Here is a 14,055-nt window from a genome sequence, read left to right as displayed (position 1 = left end):
GCAGGACGGATCAAAGAGATTCCGAGGCTACTGAGCGTGCCCGGCCCGACCGGCCCGAAGGGTCCGTCACGGTCAGGTCAGTGCAGGCTCGCCCTGGGGTACGTCGATGTCGATGCTGTCGAGCAGCGACTCCTGGTGCTGGGCGGCGGCGTTGAGCGCGTCGTTCTCGTCCTGGATCCGGGTGAGCTCGGATTCCAGGTCCTGGACGCGCTGCTGGAGCCGTCGCATCTCGGCGAGGAGTCGCGGGTCGGAACCGCCGACGTAACCGAGAAGCGCCTTTGCCATGATGGATGGTCCTCCACAATGAGTGACCGACCGATGCGGTGTGGGTCGTCAGGGAATCGCACCCGCGGTGCTCGGCAGGGCTCTGTCACCACTGCGGTTCTGCTGCTAATCAGCTCTACCGAACAGCTAAGGTGCGCGGGGTTTTCAGCGTCTCACCAAAAAGTTTGACGGTCAACACGATCACACCCTGTGTGCCCGGGTGTCCCGGGGGCGCGCGGCTGGACGATCTTGCGGCGCGGCTCTCCTGCGGGACCCCGAGGGGTGCGCGGATCTTCGTCAATGCCGCAGCCTTGCACGACATTCCGCATCTGGCAACCATCGGTCTCCTCCGGGTCCCGCCGCAGGTCATTTCGGGTGCGAGGGCCGGGCGGAGGCGAGGGCGGGGTTCCGGTGACGGTTCGGCGCAGGGCGTTCACGGAGCGGATCGGAAGGGGTCGCTCCGAGCCGGATCAGCGGATGGCGAACCCGTCGTATCCACCGCGCGGGGTGTCCCAGATCTCAGTGACGCCGTCCACGCGCCCGGGTGTGTCGTCGGACCGCAGCCAGTCCAGCAGACGGTGGCAATTCTCACGCCGCCCTTCGGCCACGATCTGCACTCTGCCGTCGTCGAGATTGAGGGCGAACCCGATGAGCCCGCCGATCTCCAAAGCGTTTGCCCTGGTGAACCAACGGAAGCCTACTTGCTGTACTCGGCCGCGTACCCAGACGACGAGGCGTGCTTCTTCGTTCATGCCCGAACGCTAACCGGCCAATTGCTCAAAAAGCACGCCGCCCCCTTTCACTCATGGGCTACAGTCCCGTCGCAACAGCCTCACTCGATCGGGTGAGTACCGGACGAGTGAGTACCGGAAGAGTGACGGGCGTCGACCGAAAAGTCGATCAAGCATCATTCGCTTCCCGCCGGGTCGCATTCGATCATCGGGGCCGTTCAGCTTCAGCAAACGGGGCAGTCGCGTGACGTCGCAACGACGTCCGGAGAATCAGGAAGGCACAGCGCATGGGACGCCACCGACGATCCGCCGCAGGCCCCGCCGCTGAGCAGCCCGCGGCCGGATCCGCTTCCCGGGGCCGGGGCACACGCCGGAAGAAGTCCGCCGTGCCGATCCGGACCGGGCTCCTCGGCGTCTCAGCGGCCGTGGCAGTCGGCGCCGTGGCCGTCGCCTCGGGTCTGGTCCCCGGCGGCGACACGTACACCACCGGCTCCCCCACCGCCGCCGACCAGGTGCGCACGGGCGGTGCGCCGGACCTGCTGACGCAGGGCGGCAGCTCCACCGCGCCGGCCGACCGGTCCTCCGCCCCCGCCAGCCGGGGCAGCGAGCGTCCGGAGGCGCCGAGCAAGTCGCCGTCGAAGACCCCGTCCAAGACGCCGTCGCCCTCGAAGACCTCCAAGGCACCGTCGAAGTCGGCCGCGCCCTCCACGTCGAAGAAGCCGGCCGCCACCCCGTCGAAGAAGTCGCAGGCCCCCACCTCGGCCCCGGAGAAGAGCTCCGCCCCGGCGAGCAAGACCCCGGCGCCCCCGAAGACCTCCACCGCCCCGCCGCCCAGCAAGAAGCCGAGCCCTTCCCCGACCGACGCCTCCGCACGCAGCGAGGTGCTGGCCCTGGTGAACCAGGAGCGCGCGAAGGTCGGCTGCTCACCGCTGTCCACCAGCGCCCCGCTGACCTCCCTCGCCCAGAACTTCAGCGAGGACATGGCGGCCCGCGGCTTCTTCGACCACACGGACCCGGACGGCGACACCCCGTGGGACCGTGCCGCGCAGGCGGGCGTCCAGGGGCTGGCGGCGGAGAACATCGCCCGCGGGCAGGCGGACGCCCGGGCCGTGATGGAGGGCTGGATGAACAGCGAAGGCCACCGGGCGAACATTCTCAATTGCGACTACAAGACCATCGGCATCGGTGTCCACGAGGGCTCCGGCGGACCGTGGTGGGTCCAGAACTTCGGCTTCTGAGAATCCCGCAGGTCAACGACCTATAGCCCCTTCTGGGCCGTCTCCGGGCCGTCATCGGTGACCGGGGCGGCCCAGACTGCGTCTACGGCGGCGCGCGTGCGGGTCTCGCTCGACGGCATCAGGTGGGTGTAGGTCCGCAGCGTGAAACCGGGGTCGTGATGCCCCAGGTATTCGCTCAGAGCCTTGATGCTCTCCCCCGCGTCCAGGAGCACCGACGCGTAGAAGTGCCGTAGCGCGTGCATCCCGTTGTCCCGCCCCTCAGCCACACCAGCAGCACGCAGAGCGGGCCGCCACTGACGATCGTTGAACTTGTTGCGGTTCAGCGCGTGCCCCTCAGAGCTCCGGAAGATCAGCGCCGCAGTGACCGGCGGGCCATCCAACATCTTCCACGGCAACGTCACCTCGGCAGCAGGCATCCGCGTCAGGTGGCCGGCCAACCCGAAGGCGATGGACTCGGGCAGAGGAACGTCCCGCTCCTTCCCTCCCTTGGGCGGAGCGAAGACGGGTCGCCCCCGGAGCAGCTTGACTTGCCGGACCACGTGGAGGACGCCACCGAGGAAGTCCACGTCCTCAACCGCGAGCCCGAACACCTCCCCCTGACGCAGGCCGCATCCGGCAGCGGGGTCCACCATTGCGCGGTACTTCTCCGGCAGCGCTTCCCGAACAGCCTTGACGCGCTCGGAGGGCCAGGGCTTGATCTTTCGGGGATCGAGACGGGGAGCCTTGACCGATCGCGCCGAGCACGGATTCGCCCGGATGACTCGGTCCTCGACTGCGGCCGTGAAGACCGTCGATACATGAGCGAAGATCCCGCGCCGGTACGCGGCGGACAGGCCCGCGTCTTCCAGGCCCCGCATCCAGAGACGAAGGTGCGTCGGGTTGAACGACCCGATAGGCCGCTTACCGATATGCGGGAGGGCGTGCAGCCTCAACCGCATCTCGACGGCTTCACGGGTCGCCGGGTCGGTCATCTGCGTCTTCATCCACCGCGTCGCGTACTGCTCGAAGGTGACCTTGCCTGCCTCCGGCGCGATGTAGTCGCCACGGGACATGTCGGCTTCGACGTTGGACAACCAGGTCTCAGCCTTGCGCTTCTGCTTGTCGGGGAAGCTCTTGGACTTCTCGGTGCCGTCGGGGCCGATGTAGCGGGCGCGGTAGCGCAGGCCGACGCCGTGGCGGTCGGTCTTGACCCGCACGGCCTTGCCGCTCGGTCCGGGTTGGGTCTTGTACCAGCGGTCTTGGATGTGTCCGGCCATCAGGCGGCTTCCTTGTCCATGAGGGTGGCGACCCAAGTGCGGACGTCTTCGGGGTCGTAGCGCAGGTGTCGGCCGACGCGGAAGCCGCGGGGACCGGTGTCCTTACGGCGCCACTGGTAGACCGTCTCGACGGGCACGCCCAGGAGGTCAGCCAGGTCGAGCGGGGTCAGGTAGCGGTCGGGCAGCGGTCGCCTCACGCCCACACCTCCGCCGCGTCGAGGTGGTCCAGGTCTTCGAGTTCCGCCCGAGCCTCGCGGGCGGTGGTGCGGCCGGTCTGGATATCGCGGGCGATCGTGGCAACGAGCCAGGACTCGCCGGGGGTGTGGCCGTGCCCGGCATACGTCCAGTGGGCGAGGGTCAGTGTGGAGCCCTCCGGGGCGTCGTCCGGATCAGGCAGGCCCCGTTCGCGGCGTTCCTGGCGGGCCCGGTAGTCGGCCCTCACCTGGCGCAGTGCGCCGAGGGTGGTGGAGTAAGCGCGGGACTTGGTGGAGAAGTGCCCGCGGAAGCCGAGCATGTGGGCCCAGCGCCACAGCATCCGGTCCGGGTAGGCGTCGTCCAGGGCGTAGCAGGCTTCGATCAGGCGGCGGGCGTGGTCGGGCAGGTCGGTGAGCTTGTCCAGCTCGCCCAGCTCCCCGATGCGGCGGTCGACGGTGCCGGTGGTCTCGGCGGCTTTGGTGGCGTACTTCGCCACGTACGCGGCCACCGCTTCCTCCGACAGGTCGTCGTTCGCGCTCCCGGCGCCGATGGGCCGTACGTCTACCTGGGTGCCCCAGTCGAGGGTCCGGGCGGGGTGGTCGCCGGAGGCGGGGAGGGGGAGCGTGGCGCGGGCGGCAGCCGCCTGGATCGCGTCGGTGAGGAGGGTGGTGCTGGCCCAGCCGGGGGGCGGGGTGTCGGGGCCTTCGGGGCCGTCGAGGCGGACGATGGCGTGGAAGTGGACCGCGCCCCTTTTCTGGAACTCCGCGACCTTCCCGAAGGAGACCCGGCAGACCTCGGCGGCGGCTTTCTGGGAAAGGCCGGCGCGGGCGGCGACCTCCCGGCGGAGGTAGATGGTGAACCGTCGCCAGAGGTCCCCGGCGTGGTTGTTCCACAGCACCGCGCCCGCGTAGTCGTACGTGGTCGGGTTCAGGGCGGTGCCAAGGAGCGGGGAGTCGTCGGGGTGGTCGGTGCCGCACCGGCAGACACCCTTGGTGGGCCGGTTGTGGACCGGGCCGAAGCTCGGGGCGGTGAGGGTGGCGAAGACCTTGGGGTGCGTGCGCACCGTGACCGGGGTCCCCTTGGCCACGTCACCGGTGAGTCCGGCGCGGATGAGGTGGAAGGTGTCTCCGGCGTAGGTCCAGGCGCAGGAGGGGCAGCGGGAGGCCCGCCGGTTCCCGCAGGCGACCCGGAGGCGACCGCCGGGTTCGCCCTGGGTGTTGTAGGAGTAGAGCACCTGCCCGGACTTGGCGTCGCGGGTGGTGGTCATGCCTTCCAGGTGGATCGGGTCCGAGCAGCCACCGGTACGGCGGACCTGCTCCTGCCACCGGTCGAAGCCGGGGGCGTTGGCGACCCGTAAGAGGTCCGCCAGGGTCAGGGGGTCGGTGCCCACGATCGCGGCGGTACCGGCCACGGCCGAGGGCTCTACGGGGAAGGACGTCACTGGTCGTCCTCCTTCGGGTAGCCGTGGCCGATCGGCGGGTAGAGGCCGCGCACCTTGGCGTCTTCCTCGGCGTAGTGCGCGTCATCGACCACGGTGAAGAACCGGGTGTAGGGGCGGACGTCGTGAGCGTCGAGGTACATGCCGATCTGCTCGGTACGCATCTCATCGGCCCACTCGGCCGCGTGCAGGGCGTCGTCCGGGAAGCTCACGCGGCCACCGCCACGGAGGACCCGGAGACCAGGGCGGTCAGGCGCTCGACGTGGGCCTGGTGGCGGACGCGGGCCCGGGGGCTGACGGTCGCGTGCGCGATGGAGCGGGCGGAGTGCTCCTCCAGGCCGGAACCGTTGCAGGCCCAGCAGAACACCGACAGGTGGTCGTCCTCACCGGCCCAGCCCGACCCGGCGCACTCCGAGCAGTCCGCCCACGGGTGGGCGGTCAGGAAGTGCAGGCACTCGGCCGGATCGGCGCACCGCAACTCCGCGCATGCCGGGCAGGCCCGACCCAGCACCGAACGACGCACAACCACAGCAGAAGCAGTCATGATGGAAGCTCCCTGATGGGACAGGGGGGCGGTGTGTCTGCTTGGCGGTAGGACACCGCCCCCAACTGGCTTGAGCCACTTACTGGCTTAAGCCAGTTGGTATGCTCGGCTCATGACCGCATCCGACCGCCCCTCCCAGCAACCAGCCAGCCGCCGAATCGCTGACGCACTCCGCGCCTCGATCGAGCGGGGCGAGCTGGAGGCCGGCCAAAAGCTCCCATCCGAGCGAGCCTTGGCTGAGCAGTACGGAGCGGCGCGCAACACCGCGCGAGAAGCGATTCGCCTCCTGGCTGAGCAGGGGCTAGTGACTGCAAAGCACGGTCGCGGCGTGTTCGTGCGCGAGCCGCAACGCCTCTTCCGCTTCGGTAGCGACCGGTACTCACTTGCGAACCGGGAGACCGGACTCACCCCGTTCCGCCTGGAAGCCAAAAAGCAGGGCAAGGTCCCGCGCATCGACGTCCTGAGCATTACCCGCGAGGTGCCGCCTCCTGATGTTGCCGAGCGGCTCCAGGTCCCGGCCGACAGCGAGAGCGTCGTTCACCGCGAGAACCATTACTTCGCGGACGATGAGCCGGTCCAGATCGTCTCCACCTATCTGCGCTGGGAAGAGGCGGAGGGGACTCTCCTCATGCAGGCGAAGTCAGGGCCGAACGGGATCTACGGCCGCCTGGAGGAGCTGGGCCACGTGATGACGCGGGTGCGCGACGAGATCAGTGCTCGGATGCCTTCACCCGAAGAGGCCCGGGTACTCGACTTGTTGCCAGGGGTGCCCGTACTCGAAGTGCTCCACACGAGCCTGGATCAGAACTCGGAGCCTTTCGAGGTGTCCCGATACGTGCACCGCGCCGATCAAACCGGGCTCCTCTACGAGCTGCCCGTTTCCTAGCCCACTGCTCCGCTGGAGGACTCGCGTGGCTGACACCAGCATTCGCCCTATCGAAGATGCCGACGTTCCCGGAGCGGCGGCAGCCCTGATCGACGTCCACTCGACGGACGGATATCCGGTTGAAGGAGTGGATGACCCCGAGGCATGGATCACGCCGCCGGGAGTCGTGAAGGCGTGGGTAGCTCACCGGGACGGCTTGGTGGGGCATATCGCGATCATGAAGGCGGAGGGGGAGAAGGCCGTCACCCTCTGGCAGCAGCAGAGCGGAGAGGATGAATCCCGCATCGGTGTACTGGCCCGGCTGTTCGTGGTGCGATCTGCGCGGAAGCACGCCGTGGGCGAAAGCCTCATGCGCACAGCCATGGACTACGCCGAGGAGAACGGCCTACGCCTTGTGCTCGACGTGATGGACAAGGATGAGGCAGCCATTCGCCTCTACGAACGCTTGGGCTGGCAGTTCATCGGTGGAGCCACGCACCAATTCGGAGACGGTCAGCAGATCCCCGCCAAGTGCTACGTCTGGCCCGCCAGCTAGCTGGGAAGTTACAGGTTTCTCTACCTCATCAAGGCACCCGGCTGCGCCCGCGCTCCTGCCTTCGGCCCGCTCGGCGCTGCCGCCGCCGACGCGCGCCCACAACTGGATAGGCCCGGGGGCATGAGACGAGAACCAAGCCCGCGGCTTCAAGAGGATGCCCCCGGCGGGGGCGCTCAGACTCCGGGATGGACGGGGCACCGTTCGCGAGTGCCGGCCGGAGCGTGGCGAGCGTCGTGGGGGCTCCCATCCCGACCACCTTCGACCCAGGCAGAGCCGAGCAGTCGCGGCCCAGGGCGTCAAGGTCGTTCGTACAGTGGCGCGCTCACCTTGACGCCCTGAACCACGACCGCTCCACAAAGTGTGGGTCGAAGGCGGACGGGATGGGAACCGGGGCGAGTGGTGGGACGATGGCCGCAAGGAGCTCTCTCGGGCACATCCACTGGCGCTTAGTAGCGTCTACGGGCTGCGAGTCAGCCGCGCAGCTTTGGGACTTCAAGCAGCGTGTAGTAGAAGATCTCACCAGACTCGCCAGGCCTGTGTGGAGCCTCAATCGGCTCCCAGTCATCAGCTAGAGCCTCGGGTACCGCTAGCTGCAAGATGAGGTGATGAACGCCCTCCGGCGCGGAGCCAACGACCCTCAAGCCAAGGTAGAGCTCATCGAAGCTGCCGACGACGGTGTACACAACCGCCTCGACTGCTGTGCCGAAGACCTCGATACGAACGGGCCTCCCAGCGCTCCCTCTCGCTTCCTTGACCAGCTGTGGGACACTCTCGCGCGCATCCTGCAGGAGTCGATAGGCCTGCTCAGCCTCCAAGCGAAGTCGGTCATCGTCGTGCGGCAGCAGATGCTTGCTGTACGTCCGCTTGCCCGGCTCCAAGTCCTCGCCAGCGCGGTTGAGAGCAGTGCGCTTTCGCATGCACCTGTCACTCAGCTGACGGTAGAAGTCGTCCCGAGCTCCAGCGGTTCGCTGCCCGGCAGCTACGAGCCACCCGAAGGCCTGACCCTGGTCTTCCCAGACCGCCGCGCGCCAGCGCGAGCCACCAGGCTTGCACTTCAGCAGCACTACATCATCAATGCTGGCGATCTTCTCCGTAGGCGCCACATCAGCCTGCTGTTGCGCGCGAGAGACGAGAGGATGATCCAACTCGTGCAGTGGAGTCGCTATCGGCGGAAGATCAAGGTCAAGGTCCTCTTGCACGCAACGCAGAGTGGGACGAAGGCGAGGCCTGGTCACGTACTCACAGACTCCGCTCAGGCAGCACCGACGCGACGAAGGTCCTCGATTGACGCCCCTGTCAGCAGAGCGAGGTATGCACCATCACTGCCATCCAGGCGGTCAAAGGAAGCCCTGATCTCTTCGCGCGCACGACGCTCGCCGGCCGTCGGCTCCCCAATACCCTTCGAGAGCTCGACCCGGCGCGCACGGGTACGTTCGCGTACCTGCGGATCCATCAGAGTCGTCATGCGGTAAGAGTACGGGACTAAGCGGCTCAGCGCACCCTCTAGCGCCGCTTACCTCTCTTCGAACAGGCAAGCTTAAGGTAAAGCTATAGCAAAGAAAACGCATGACGAGTTGTCCATGATGCCCGGCGTGCTACGCTCCGTGATCGAAGATCAGCATAGCGACGGAGCGTAGCACGCCGGGCATCATGGACACTTCTCCTCTTAACGGAGAGTCACTACTAGCCCGAGTTTCAGAGGAGCAGATCGTCGCTCGACTCTGGACATCCACCAGATTTAAGGGCTAGTTGCAAAGCTAGCAGGTTCAGTCACTTCGCCCTAGACCCAAACGGTCAGTAGCCCCTTCCCAGTCATCTCGTCAGGCACACACGCGCGCGGGGCCTCGTACCACGGGCCGTCTCAGGGCCGTCAGGGGTTGCTCAATGGCGACCAACGCTGACAACCACCGACAGCTATGTCGCAGGTCGCAGCGTTGATCGACTACATGGCCGCAGGTCACTGACTTGGCCCGTCACTTCTTCGGCTTCTGACCCCGGAGAGCACGCTCGCCCCCATGCTCCGCGCGGCGCGCGGAGCACGGGGGCGACTGCGTCTGAAGCCGCTCAGCAGCTGACCAGGCCCAGGAACTTGTTGAACGGGGCGGCCGGCCTGACCCACTGGGTCACTTCCTGACCCGGCTGCAGGGTGTCACACCGGATCTGCGACGACTCGATCACCGACTGGAAGGTCGGCTTCACCCGCTGTACGCTCTCGCAGTTGTTGGTGATCGCGACGCCCATGGAGCCGAACACCTCGGGCATCACGATTGTTGTGACGCAGCTCGGCACAGAGGCTGCTGCGGCGGACGCCGGGGACGGGGAAATCGCCGCCAGCGTCATACCGCTCACGGCAACCGCCGTGGCCACTGCGGCCTTTCGCTTGATCTTTGCCAACACCATGTCATGCCTCCCTATCGGAAGGCACCAGTCAACGAAGCAACCCCGTGCCGGAGAAGGCCACATCGAAAACCTTTTCTCGCACGGCGGGCGGGGCCGCCCCCTTGCTCCCGTACAGCGCTCCCTCGGGGTGAGCACTGCGCGGGAGTAAGCTTTTGGTATGGCCAGCGATGCACATACAGACACAGGCACAGAGACGGACAGCTTCGACGGCCTCGCCTTCGACGTCTTCTCCCGCGCCTGTCCCTCGCGCTCGACGCTGGAGCACGTCACCGGGCGCTGGGGCGGTCTGACGATCGGCGCGCTGTACGAGGAGAGCCTCCGGTTCAACGAGCTGCGCCGCCGGGTCGACGGGGTCAGCGAGAAGATGCTCTCCCAGACCCTGCACGCCCTGGAGCGGGACGGGATCGTCCTGCGGGAGGCCCAGCCGGTGAACCCGCCCCGGGTGGACTACGAGCTCACCCCGTTCGGGCGCGAGGTCGCGGAGAAGCTCCTCGGGCTCATTCACTGCGTCGAGGGGCGGATGGACGAGGTCCTGGCCGCCCGGACGCGCTACGACGAGGCGCGCGGCGGCCGCTGACAGCGCGGGCAGTAGTAGCTGGAGCGGTTCATCCAGGCGCGGCGGCGCATCGGGGTGGAGCACCGGTTGCAGGGCTCGCCCTCCCGGCCGTACGCGTCGAGCGACCGGTCGAAGTAGCCGGACTCGCCGTTCACGTTGACGTACAGGCTGTCGAAGCTGGTGCCGCCCTGGGCGAGGGCCGCGTTCATGACGTCGCGGGCGTGGCCGAGCAGTTCGGCGGACTTGGGACGGATCAGGGTCGCGGTCGGCCGGTCGTAGTGCAGCTTGGCCCGCCAGAGCGCCTCGTCCGCGTAGATGTTGCCGACGCCGCTGATCAGCGACTGGTCGAGCAGGGCGCGCTTGACGGTGGTGCGGCGCAGCCGCAGCGCGGTGTGGAACGCGGCGTCGTCGAAGAGCGGGTCGAGGGGGTCCCGGGCGATGTGCGCGATGGTGTCGGGCAGTCCGTCGGGGGTGTTGGCGTGCAGCGAGAGTCCGCCGAAGGTGCGCTGGTCGACGAAGCGCAGTTCGGTGCCGAGCGCGTCGTCGAACCGCATCCGGATCCGCAGGTGCTTCTCGTCGGGCGCGTCCGCGGGCTGCACCAGCAGCTGTCCGCTCATCCCGAGGTGGCCCAGCAGCGAGGCGGAGGCCTCCTCGATCGGCACCCAGAGGTACTTGCCGCGCCGCATCGCCGCTCCCAGGCGGGCCCCGCGCAGCCGGGCGGCGAAGTCGACGCCGCCCGCGAGGTGCCGGCGGACCGAGCGCGGGTGCAGCACCTCGACCTCGGTGACGGTGCGCCCGCTGACCCAGCGCTCAAGTCCCCTGCGGACGACTTCGACCTCGGGCAGCTCGGGCACGGTGCACCACTCCAGACACATCGACGGTAGTACGGGGGGGGCGGGGCGGGCGGACACGGAGACCGCGGTGACCGCCGGAGCCGCCCCTGGACAGGGAAAACCCCCCGGTGCGCAGGGCACCGAGGGGTTCTCGTACAGCTTCAGGCCGGAGCGGCGTCCGTGTTCGGCGACGGGTCGGCAGGGGTGTCGGCGGCCCCTCCGTCGGCCGCGGACTTCTCCGCGGCCTGCCGCGCCTCTGCGGCGGCGCTGATCTCGCGCCAGGCGGACTCGGCCGCCTGCTGCTCCGCTTCCTTCTTGCTACGGCCGGTGCCGGTGCCGTACGAGACACCACCGACGCGAGCGGCAGCAGTGAAGGTCTTCTCGTGATCCGGGCCGGTCTCCGTGACGAGGTACTCGGGGACTCCGAGGCTCTCGCTCGCGGTGAGCTCCTGGAGGCTGGTCTTCCAGTCCAGGCCGGCGCCGAGGTTCGAGGACCTGTCGATCAGCGGGTCGAAGAGCCGGTGAACCAGCTCCGAGGCCGCGCTGAGGCCCTGGTCGAGATAGACCGCGCCGATCACTGCTTCCAGTGTGTCGGCGAGGATGGAAGCCTTGTCCCGGCCCCCCGTGCCCTCTTCACCGCGGCCGAGCCGGATGAAGGAGCCGAGTTCGAGGCCGCGGCCCACTTCCGCCAGCGCACGCGAGTTGACCACCGCGGCCCGCAACTTGGCCAGCTGGCCTTCGGGCAGGTCGGGGTGGGTGCGGTACAGCGTGTCCGTGACCACCAGGCCGAGCACCGAATCCCCGAGGAATTCGAGCCGCTCGTTGGTGGGCAGGCCGCCGTTCTCGTACGCGTACGAACGGTGGGTCAGCGCACGCACCAGAAGGGCGGACTCGAGGTGATACCCGAGCCGCCCTTCCAGAAGCGTGTGGGACGAGGCTGTGTTGACGTTGTCTGCCTGCTTCTTGGCGTTGGACAACTCAGACATCGGGCCTCTCACCAGCCGCTCAGACCTCGAGGACCTGGCGCTTGTTGTAGGTGCCGCAGCTCGGGCACGCAATGTGCTGGAGCTTGGGCTCCTGGCAACGCTCGCACGAAACCAGGGTGGGGACCGCAGCCTTCCACTGCGACCGGCGGTGGCGCGTGTTGCTGCGCGACATCTTCCGCTTCGGAACAGCCACGGCTACTTCTCCTGCTTCTCGTCGACGCCCGGTTCGGCGCCGCCCATGTTGTCCTTCTCGCCGTCCTGAACGGTCTCGGCGAGTCCTTGCAGTGCCGCCCAACGGATGTCGACGGCGTCGTGGTGGTGGCCAGGATTCTCGTCCAGCCTGATTCCGCATTCGGAACACAGACCGGCGCAGTCCTCCGAGCACACCGGCTGCATGGGCAGTGCGAGCACTACCGCGTCACGCAGCATGGGTTCGAGGTCGAACAAGCCGTCCTCGAGAAAGAACCTGTCCTCGTCGTCCTCGGCGTCGTCGGCCGGTTCCGCCGCACTGCTGCGGCCCCGGTCATCGGCGTCAGGGTACGAGAACATTTCCTGGAAGTCCGCGTCGACCTCTACGGTCAGCGGCTCCAGACACCTTACGCACTCCCCCTCGGCGGTGGCACGGGCGGTGCCTGTGACAAGCACCCCTTCCATGACCGATTCGAGGCGGAGGTCCAGCTCCACGGGTGCGCCTTCCGGCACGCCGATGACGCCGTCGATGCCCAGGACCGGTGAACCGGGTGCTTCCACCGAGCGGGACAGCCGCTTCATGGCACCGGGACGCCGGCCCAGCTCGTGCGTATCGAACACGAGAGGGTTGCGGTGGTCGAGGTGGCCGTTCAGGGCTTTTCCTGCTTTCGAAATCATGGGTGTCGTCCTGCGAAGGAGGGGCCGTCTACGGTCCGGAGTCAAATGGCCCCGGTTCGTGGACGAAGCGGGCAGCCGGAATCGCGGACCTATGTGCGACCGAGGATTCAGGATACTGGACGGACCGCTCAGCACCCAATCGGGGCAGCCCCGCGCAGCACCGCCGGGGTCAGCGGCCCTGTTCGTACCGGCGCAGCTGCTCCAGGTCGATCATGCTGGTGTCGAAGAGGCTGGTCTCGTCCAGCGCGCCGCCGCCCTGCCCGCCGGGCGCCTGGCCTTGCCCGTGTCCCTGCTCGTGCCCCTGCTCGTGCTGCTGAGGCTGCTGCTGCCATCCGTAGTCGGGCTGGCCGGTCGGCTGGGGCGGGTAGCCGTTGGGGTCGTAGCCGCCCTGCTGCGGGTACGCCGCGTACGGGTCGGGCTGCTGGTAGCCGTACGCGTCCTGCACGCCCTGCTGGACCGGCTGCTCCTGGTAGCCGTACGCCGCCTGCGCGTAGCTCGGCTCGGCCGACGGCTGCGCCGGGTAGGCGGGCTGCTGGGGCGCCTGCTGCGGTTCGGGGGCGGCCAGCTCGGCGAGACCGGCCAGGTAGTCGGCGTCGCTGGTGTGGCCCTGGCCGGCCGCGGCGTCCTGGGCGGCGATGTGCGCGCCGAGGTCGTCGGTGGCGACCCGGCCGTGCAGCTTCTGCCGGCCGCGGCCGACCGCCTCCAGGGTCTTGGCGAGGACGGCCTCGAAGGCGCCGAACTTGGCGTCCACGTACGCGTCGGCCCGCTGCTTCAGCGTCTCGGGATCGGCGCTGCGCTCGGGGGCCTCGGTGAAGTCGGGGTCCTCGTAACCCTGCTCGTCCAGGCCCTGACCGCGGCCGAGGAGCTTCTCGCGGCCCCGGTCCACGGAGCCGATGGTCTTGGTGAGGACGACCTCGAAGTTGGCGAGCTTGCTGTCGACGTAGTCGTCGGCCTCGGCCCGGACCTCCTCGGCCTCCCGGCGGGCCTCGGAGAGGATCCGGTCGGCCTCGCTCTGCGACTGCCGGGCGATCTCGGTCTCGGAGATCAGCGAGGCGCGCTGGGCGTGGGCCGACTCGATGATCCGCTCGGCCTCCTGGCGGGCCTGCTCGGCGAACTGCTCCTGGCCGCCGATCAGCTCCTGTGCCTGGGCGAGAGAGCCGGGCAGGGCCTGGCGCACCTCTTCGAGCATGGCGAGCAGCTCGGCGCGGTTGACCACGCACGAGGCCGACATGGGCATGGATCGGGCGCTCCCGACCGCTTCGACGATCTCGTCGAGCTTCTTCTGCACGTCCACCGTGTGCTCGCCACTCTCTGCTGCTCTGTTGA

At 68.3% G+C, this 14,055-nt stretch carries 19 protein-coding genes; 4 read left to right on the top strand and 15 right to left on the bottom strand.

Going from position 1 to position 14,055, the window contains the following annotated elements:
• Positions 1-72 precede the first annotated feature (72 nt).
• Together IE145_RS15650 and IE145_RS15645 are read right to left on the bottom strand one after the other, a co-directional pair.
• The gene (locus IE145_RS15650; protein ID WP_006127885.1) at positions 73-285 is read right to left on the bottom strand and encodes a hypothetical protein; all 213 of its coding nucleotides are present in this window, start codon (positions 283-285) and stop codon (positions 73-75) included.
• A gap of 449 nt (positions 286-734) precedes the next feature.
• Complete coding sequence (locus IE145_RS15645; RefSeq protein WP_065478485.1) at positions 735-1,016, bottom strand: acylphosphatase; 282 nt, start codon at positions 1,014-1,016, stop codon at positions 735-737.
• A 266-nt stretch (positions 1,017-1,282) separates the two neighbouring features.
• Between IE145_RS15645 and IE145_RS15640 the strand changes: the two genes are divergently transcribed.
• Entirely contained in the window at positions 1,283-2,233 is a 951-nt protein-coding gene (locus tag IE145_RS15640) for a CAP domain-containing protein (RefSeq protein ID WP_189525656.1), read from the top strand.
• A 20-nt stretch (positions 2,234-2,253) separates the two neighbouring features.
• Here IE145_RS15640 and IE145_RS15635 read toward each other — a convergent pair whose 3' ends face one another.
• The 5 genes from IE145_RS15635 to IE145_RS15615 are packed head-to-tail and all read right to left on the bottom strand — an operon-like array spanning position 2,254 to position 5,666.
• Positions 2,254-3,489 carry a tyrosine-type recombinase/integrase gene (locus IE145_RS15635; protein ID WP_189525655.1) on the bottom strand — a complete coding sequence of 412 codons (1,236 nt, stop codon included), beginning with the start codon at positions 3,487-3,489 and terminating at the stop codon, positions 2,254-2,256.
• Positions 3,489-3,686: a helix-turn-helix transcriptional regulator gene (locus tag IE145_RS15630; RefSeq protein WP_189525654.1), complete on the bottom strand. Its 198-nt coding sequence runs from the start codon at positions 3,684-3,686 to the stop codon at positions 3,489-3,491. The genes IE145_RS15635 and IE145_RS15630 overlap by 1 nt, the downstream gene beginning before the upstream one ends.
• Complete coding sequence (repSA, locus tag IE145_RS15625) at positions 3,683-5,095, bottom strand: replication initiator protein RepSA (protein ID WP_189525748.1); 1,413 nt, start codon at positions 5,093-5,095, stop codon at positions 3,683-3,685. Before repSA ends, IE145_RS15630 begins: the two co-directional genes overlap by 4 nt.
• A 26-nt stretch (positions 5,096-5,121) precedes the next feature.
• The gene (locus tag IE145_RS15620; protein ID WP_189525653.1) at positions 5,122-5,334 is read right to left on the bottom strand and encodes a hypothetical protein; all 213 of its coding nucleotides are present in this window, start codon (positions 5,332-5,334) and stop codon (positions 5,122-5,124) included.
• Complete coding sequence (locus tag IE145_RS15615) at positions 5,331-5,666, bottom strand: hypothetical protein (protein WP_229825577.1); 336 nt, start codon at positions 5,664-5,666, stop codon at positions 5,331-5,333. Before IE145_RS15615 ends, IE145_RS15620 begins: the two co-directional genes overlap by 4 nt.
• Positions 5,667-5,778: 112 nt before the next feature.
• Between IE145_RS15615 and IE145_RS15610 the strand changes: the two genes are divergently transcribed.
• Both IE145_RS15610 and IE145_RS15605 read left to right on the top strand, forming a co-directional pair.
• Positions 5,779-6,552 (top strand): GntR family transcriptional regulator, encoded by a 774-nt coding sequence (locus IE145_RS15610; RefSeq protein ID WP_189525652.1) that lies wholly within the window; start codon positions 5,779-5,781, stop codon positions 6,550-6,552.
• Between the two features lie 25 nt (positions 6,553-6,577).
• A complete protein-coding gene (locus IE145_RS15605; protein ID WP_229825576.1) occupies positions 6,578-7,087 on the top strand; it encodes a GNAT family N-acetyltransferase in 510 nt (169 codons plus the stop codon).
• Positions 7,088-7,557: 470 nt separating this feature from the next.
• On the opposite strand, the gene IE145_RS15600 is transcribed toward IE145_RS15605, so the two are convergent.
• The 3 genes from IE145_RS15600 to IE145_RS15590 all read right to left on the bottom strand — a co-directional run bounded on the left by IE145_RS15600 (position 7,558) and on the right by IE145_RS15590 (position 9,487).
• Positions 7,558-8,286 (bottom strand): hypothetical protein, encoded by a 729-nt coding sequence (locus IE145_RS15600; protein ID WP_189525651.1) that lies wholly within the window; start codon positions 8,284-8,286, stop codon positions 7,558-7,560.
• A 53-nt stretch (positions 8,287-8,339) separates the two neighbouring features.
• A complete protein-coding gene (locus IE145_RS15595; RefSeq protein ID WP_189525650.1) occupies positions 8,340-8,552 on the bottom strand; it encodes a hypothetical protein in 213 nt (70 codons plus the stop codon).
• 599 nt (positions 8,553-9,151) lie between these two features.
• Positions 9,152-9,487, bottom strand: coding sequence for an alpha-amylase inhibitor (locus IE145_RS15590; RefSeq protein ID WP_189525649.1), 336 nt, complete (start codon positions 9,485-9,487; stop codon positions 9,152-9,154).
• Between the two features lie 157 nt (positions 9,488-9,644).
• Between IE145_RS15590 and IE145_RS15585 the strand changes: the two genes are divergently transcribed.
• Positions 9,645-10,064, top strand: coding sequence for a winged helix-turn-helix transcriptional regulator (locus IE145_RS15585; protein WP_189525648.1), 420 nt, complete (start codon positions 9,645-9,647; stop codon positions 10,062-10,064).
• Here IE145_RS15585 and mutM read toward each other — a convergent pair.
• From mutM to IE145_RS15560, 5 genes are all read right to left on the bottom strand, one after another.
• A complete protein-coding gene (mutM, locus tag IE145_RS15580; protein ID WP_189525647.1) occupies positions 10,037-10,897 on the bottom strand; it encodes a bifunctional DNA-formamidopyrimidine glycosylase/DNA-(apurinic or apyrimidinic site) lyase in 861 nt (286 codons plus the stop codon). The genes IE145_RS15585 and mutM overlap by 28 nt on opposite strands.
• A 140-nt stretch (positions 10,898-11,037) precedes the next feature.
• Positions 11,038-11,862 (bottom strand): ribonuclease III, encoded by an 825-nt coding sequence (gene rnc / locus IE145_RS15575; protein WP_006127880.1) that lies wholly within the window; start codon positions 11,860-11,862, stop codon positions 11,038-11,040.
• Between the two features lie 19 nt (positions 11,863-11,881).
• A complete protein-coding gene (rpmF, locus tag IE145_RS15570) occupies positions 11,882-12,055 on the bottom strand; it encodes a 50S ribosomal protein L32 (RefSeq protein ID WP_003965982.1) in 174 nt (57 codons plus the stop codon).
• Positions 12,056-12,057: 2 nt separating this feature from the next.
• A complete protein-coding gene (locus tag IE145_RS15565) occupies positions 12,058-12,729 on the bottom strand; it encodes a YceD family protein (protein ID WP_032789164.1) in 672 nt (223 codons plus the stop codon).
• A gap of 169 nt (positions 12,730-12,898) precedes the next feature.
• The gene (locus IE145_RS15560; RefSeq protein ID WP_189525646.1) at positions 12,899-14,023 is read right to left on the bottom strand and encodes a F0F1 ATP synthase subunit B; all 1,125 of its coding nucleotides are present in this window, start codon (positions 14,021-14,023) and stop codon (positions 12,899-12,901) included.
• Between the last annotated feature and the right edge of the window lie 32 nt (positions 14,024-14,055).

The sequence above is a fragment of the Streptomyces sindenensis genome, assembly GCF_014649035.1.
GTDB classification, from domain to species: Bacteria; Actinomycetota; Actinomycetes; order Streptomycetales; family Streptomycetaceae; genus Streptomyces; species Streptomyces sindenensis.
The sequence above is the reverse complement of the archived record's forward strand: the minus strand, read 5'-3'. Positions and strand labels throughout refer to the sequence as shown.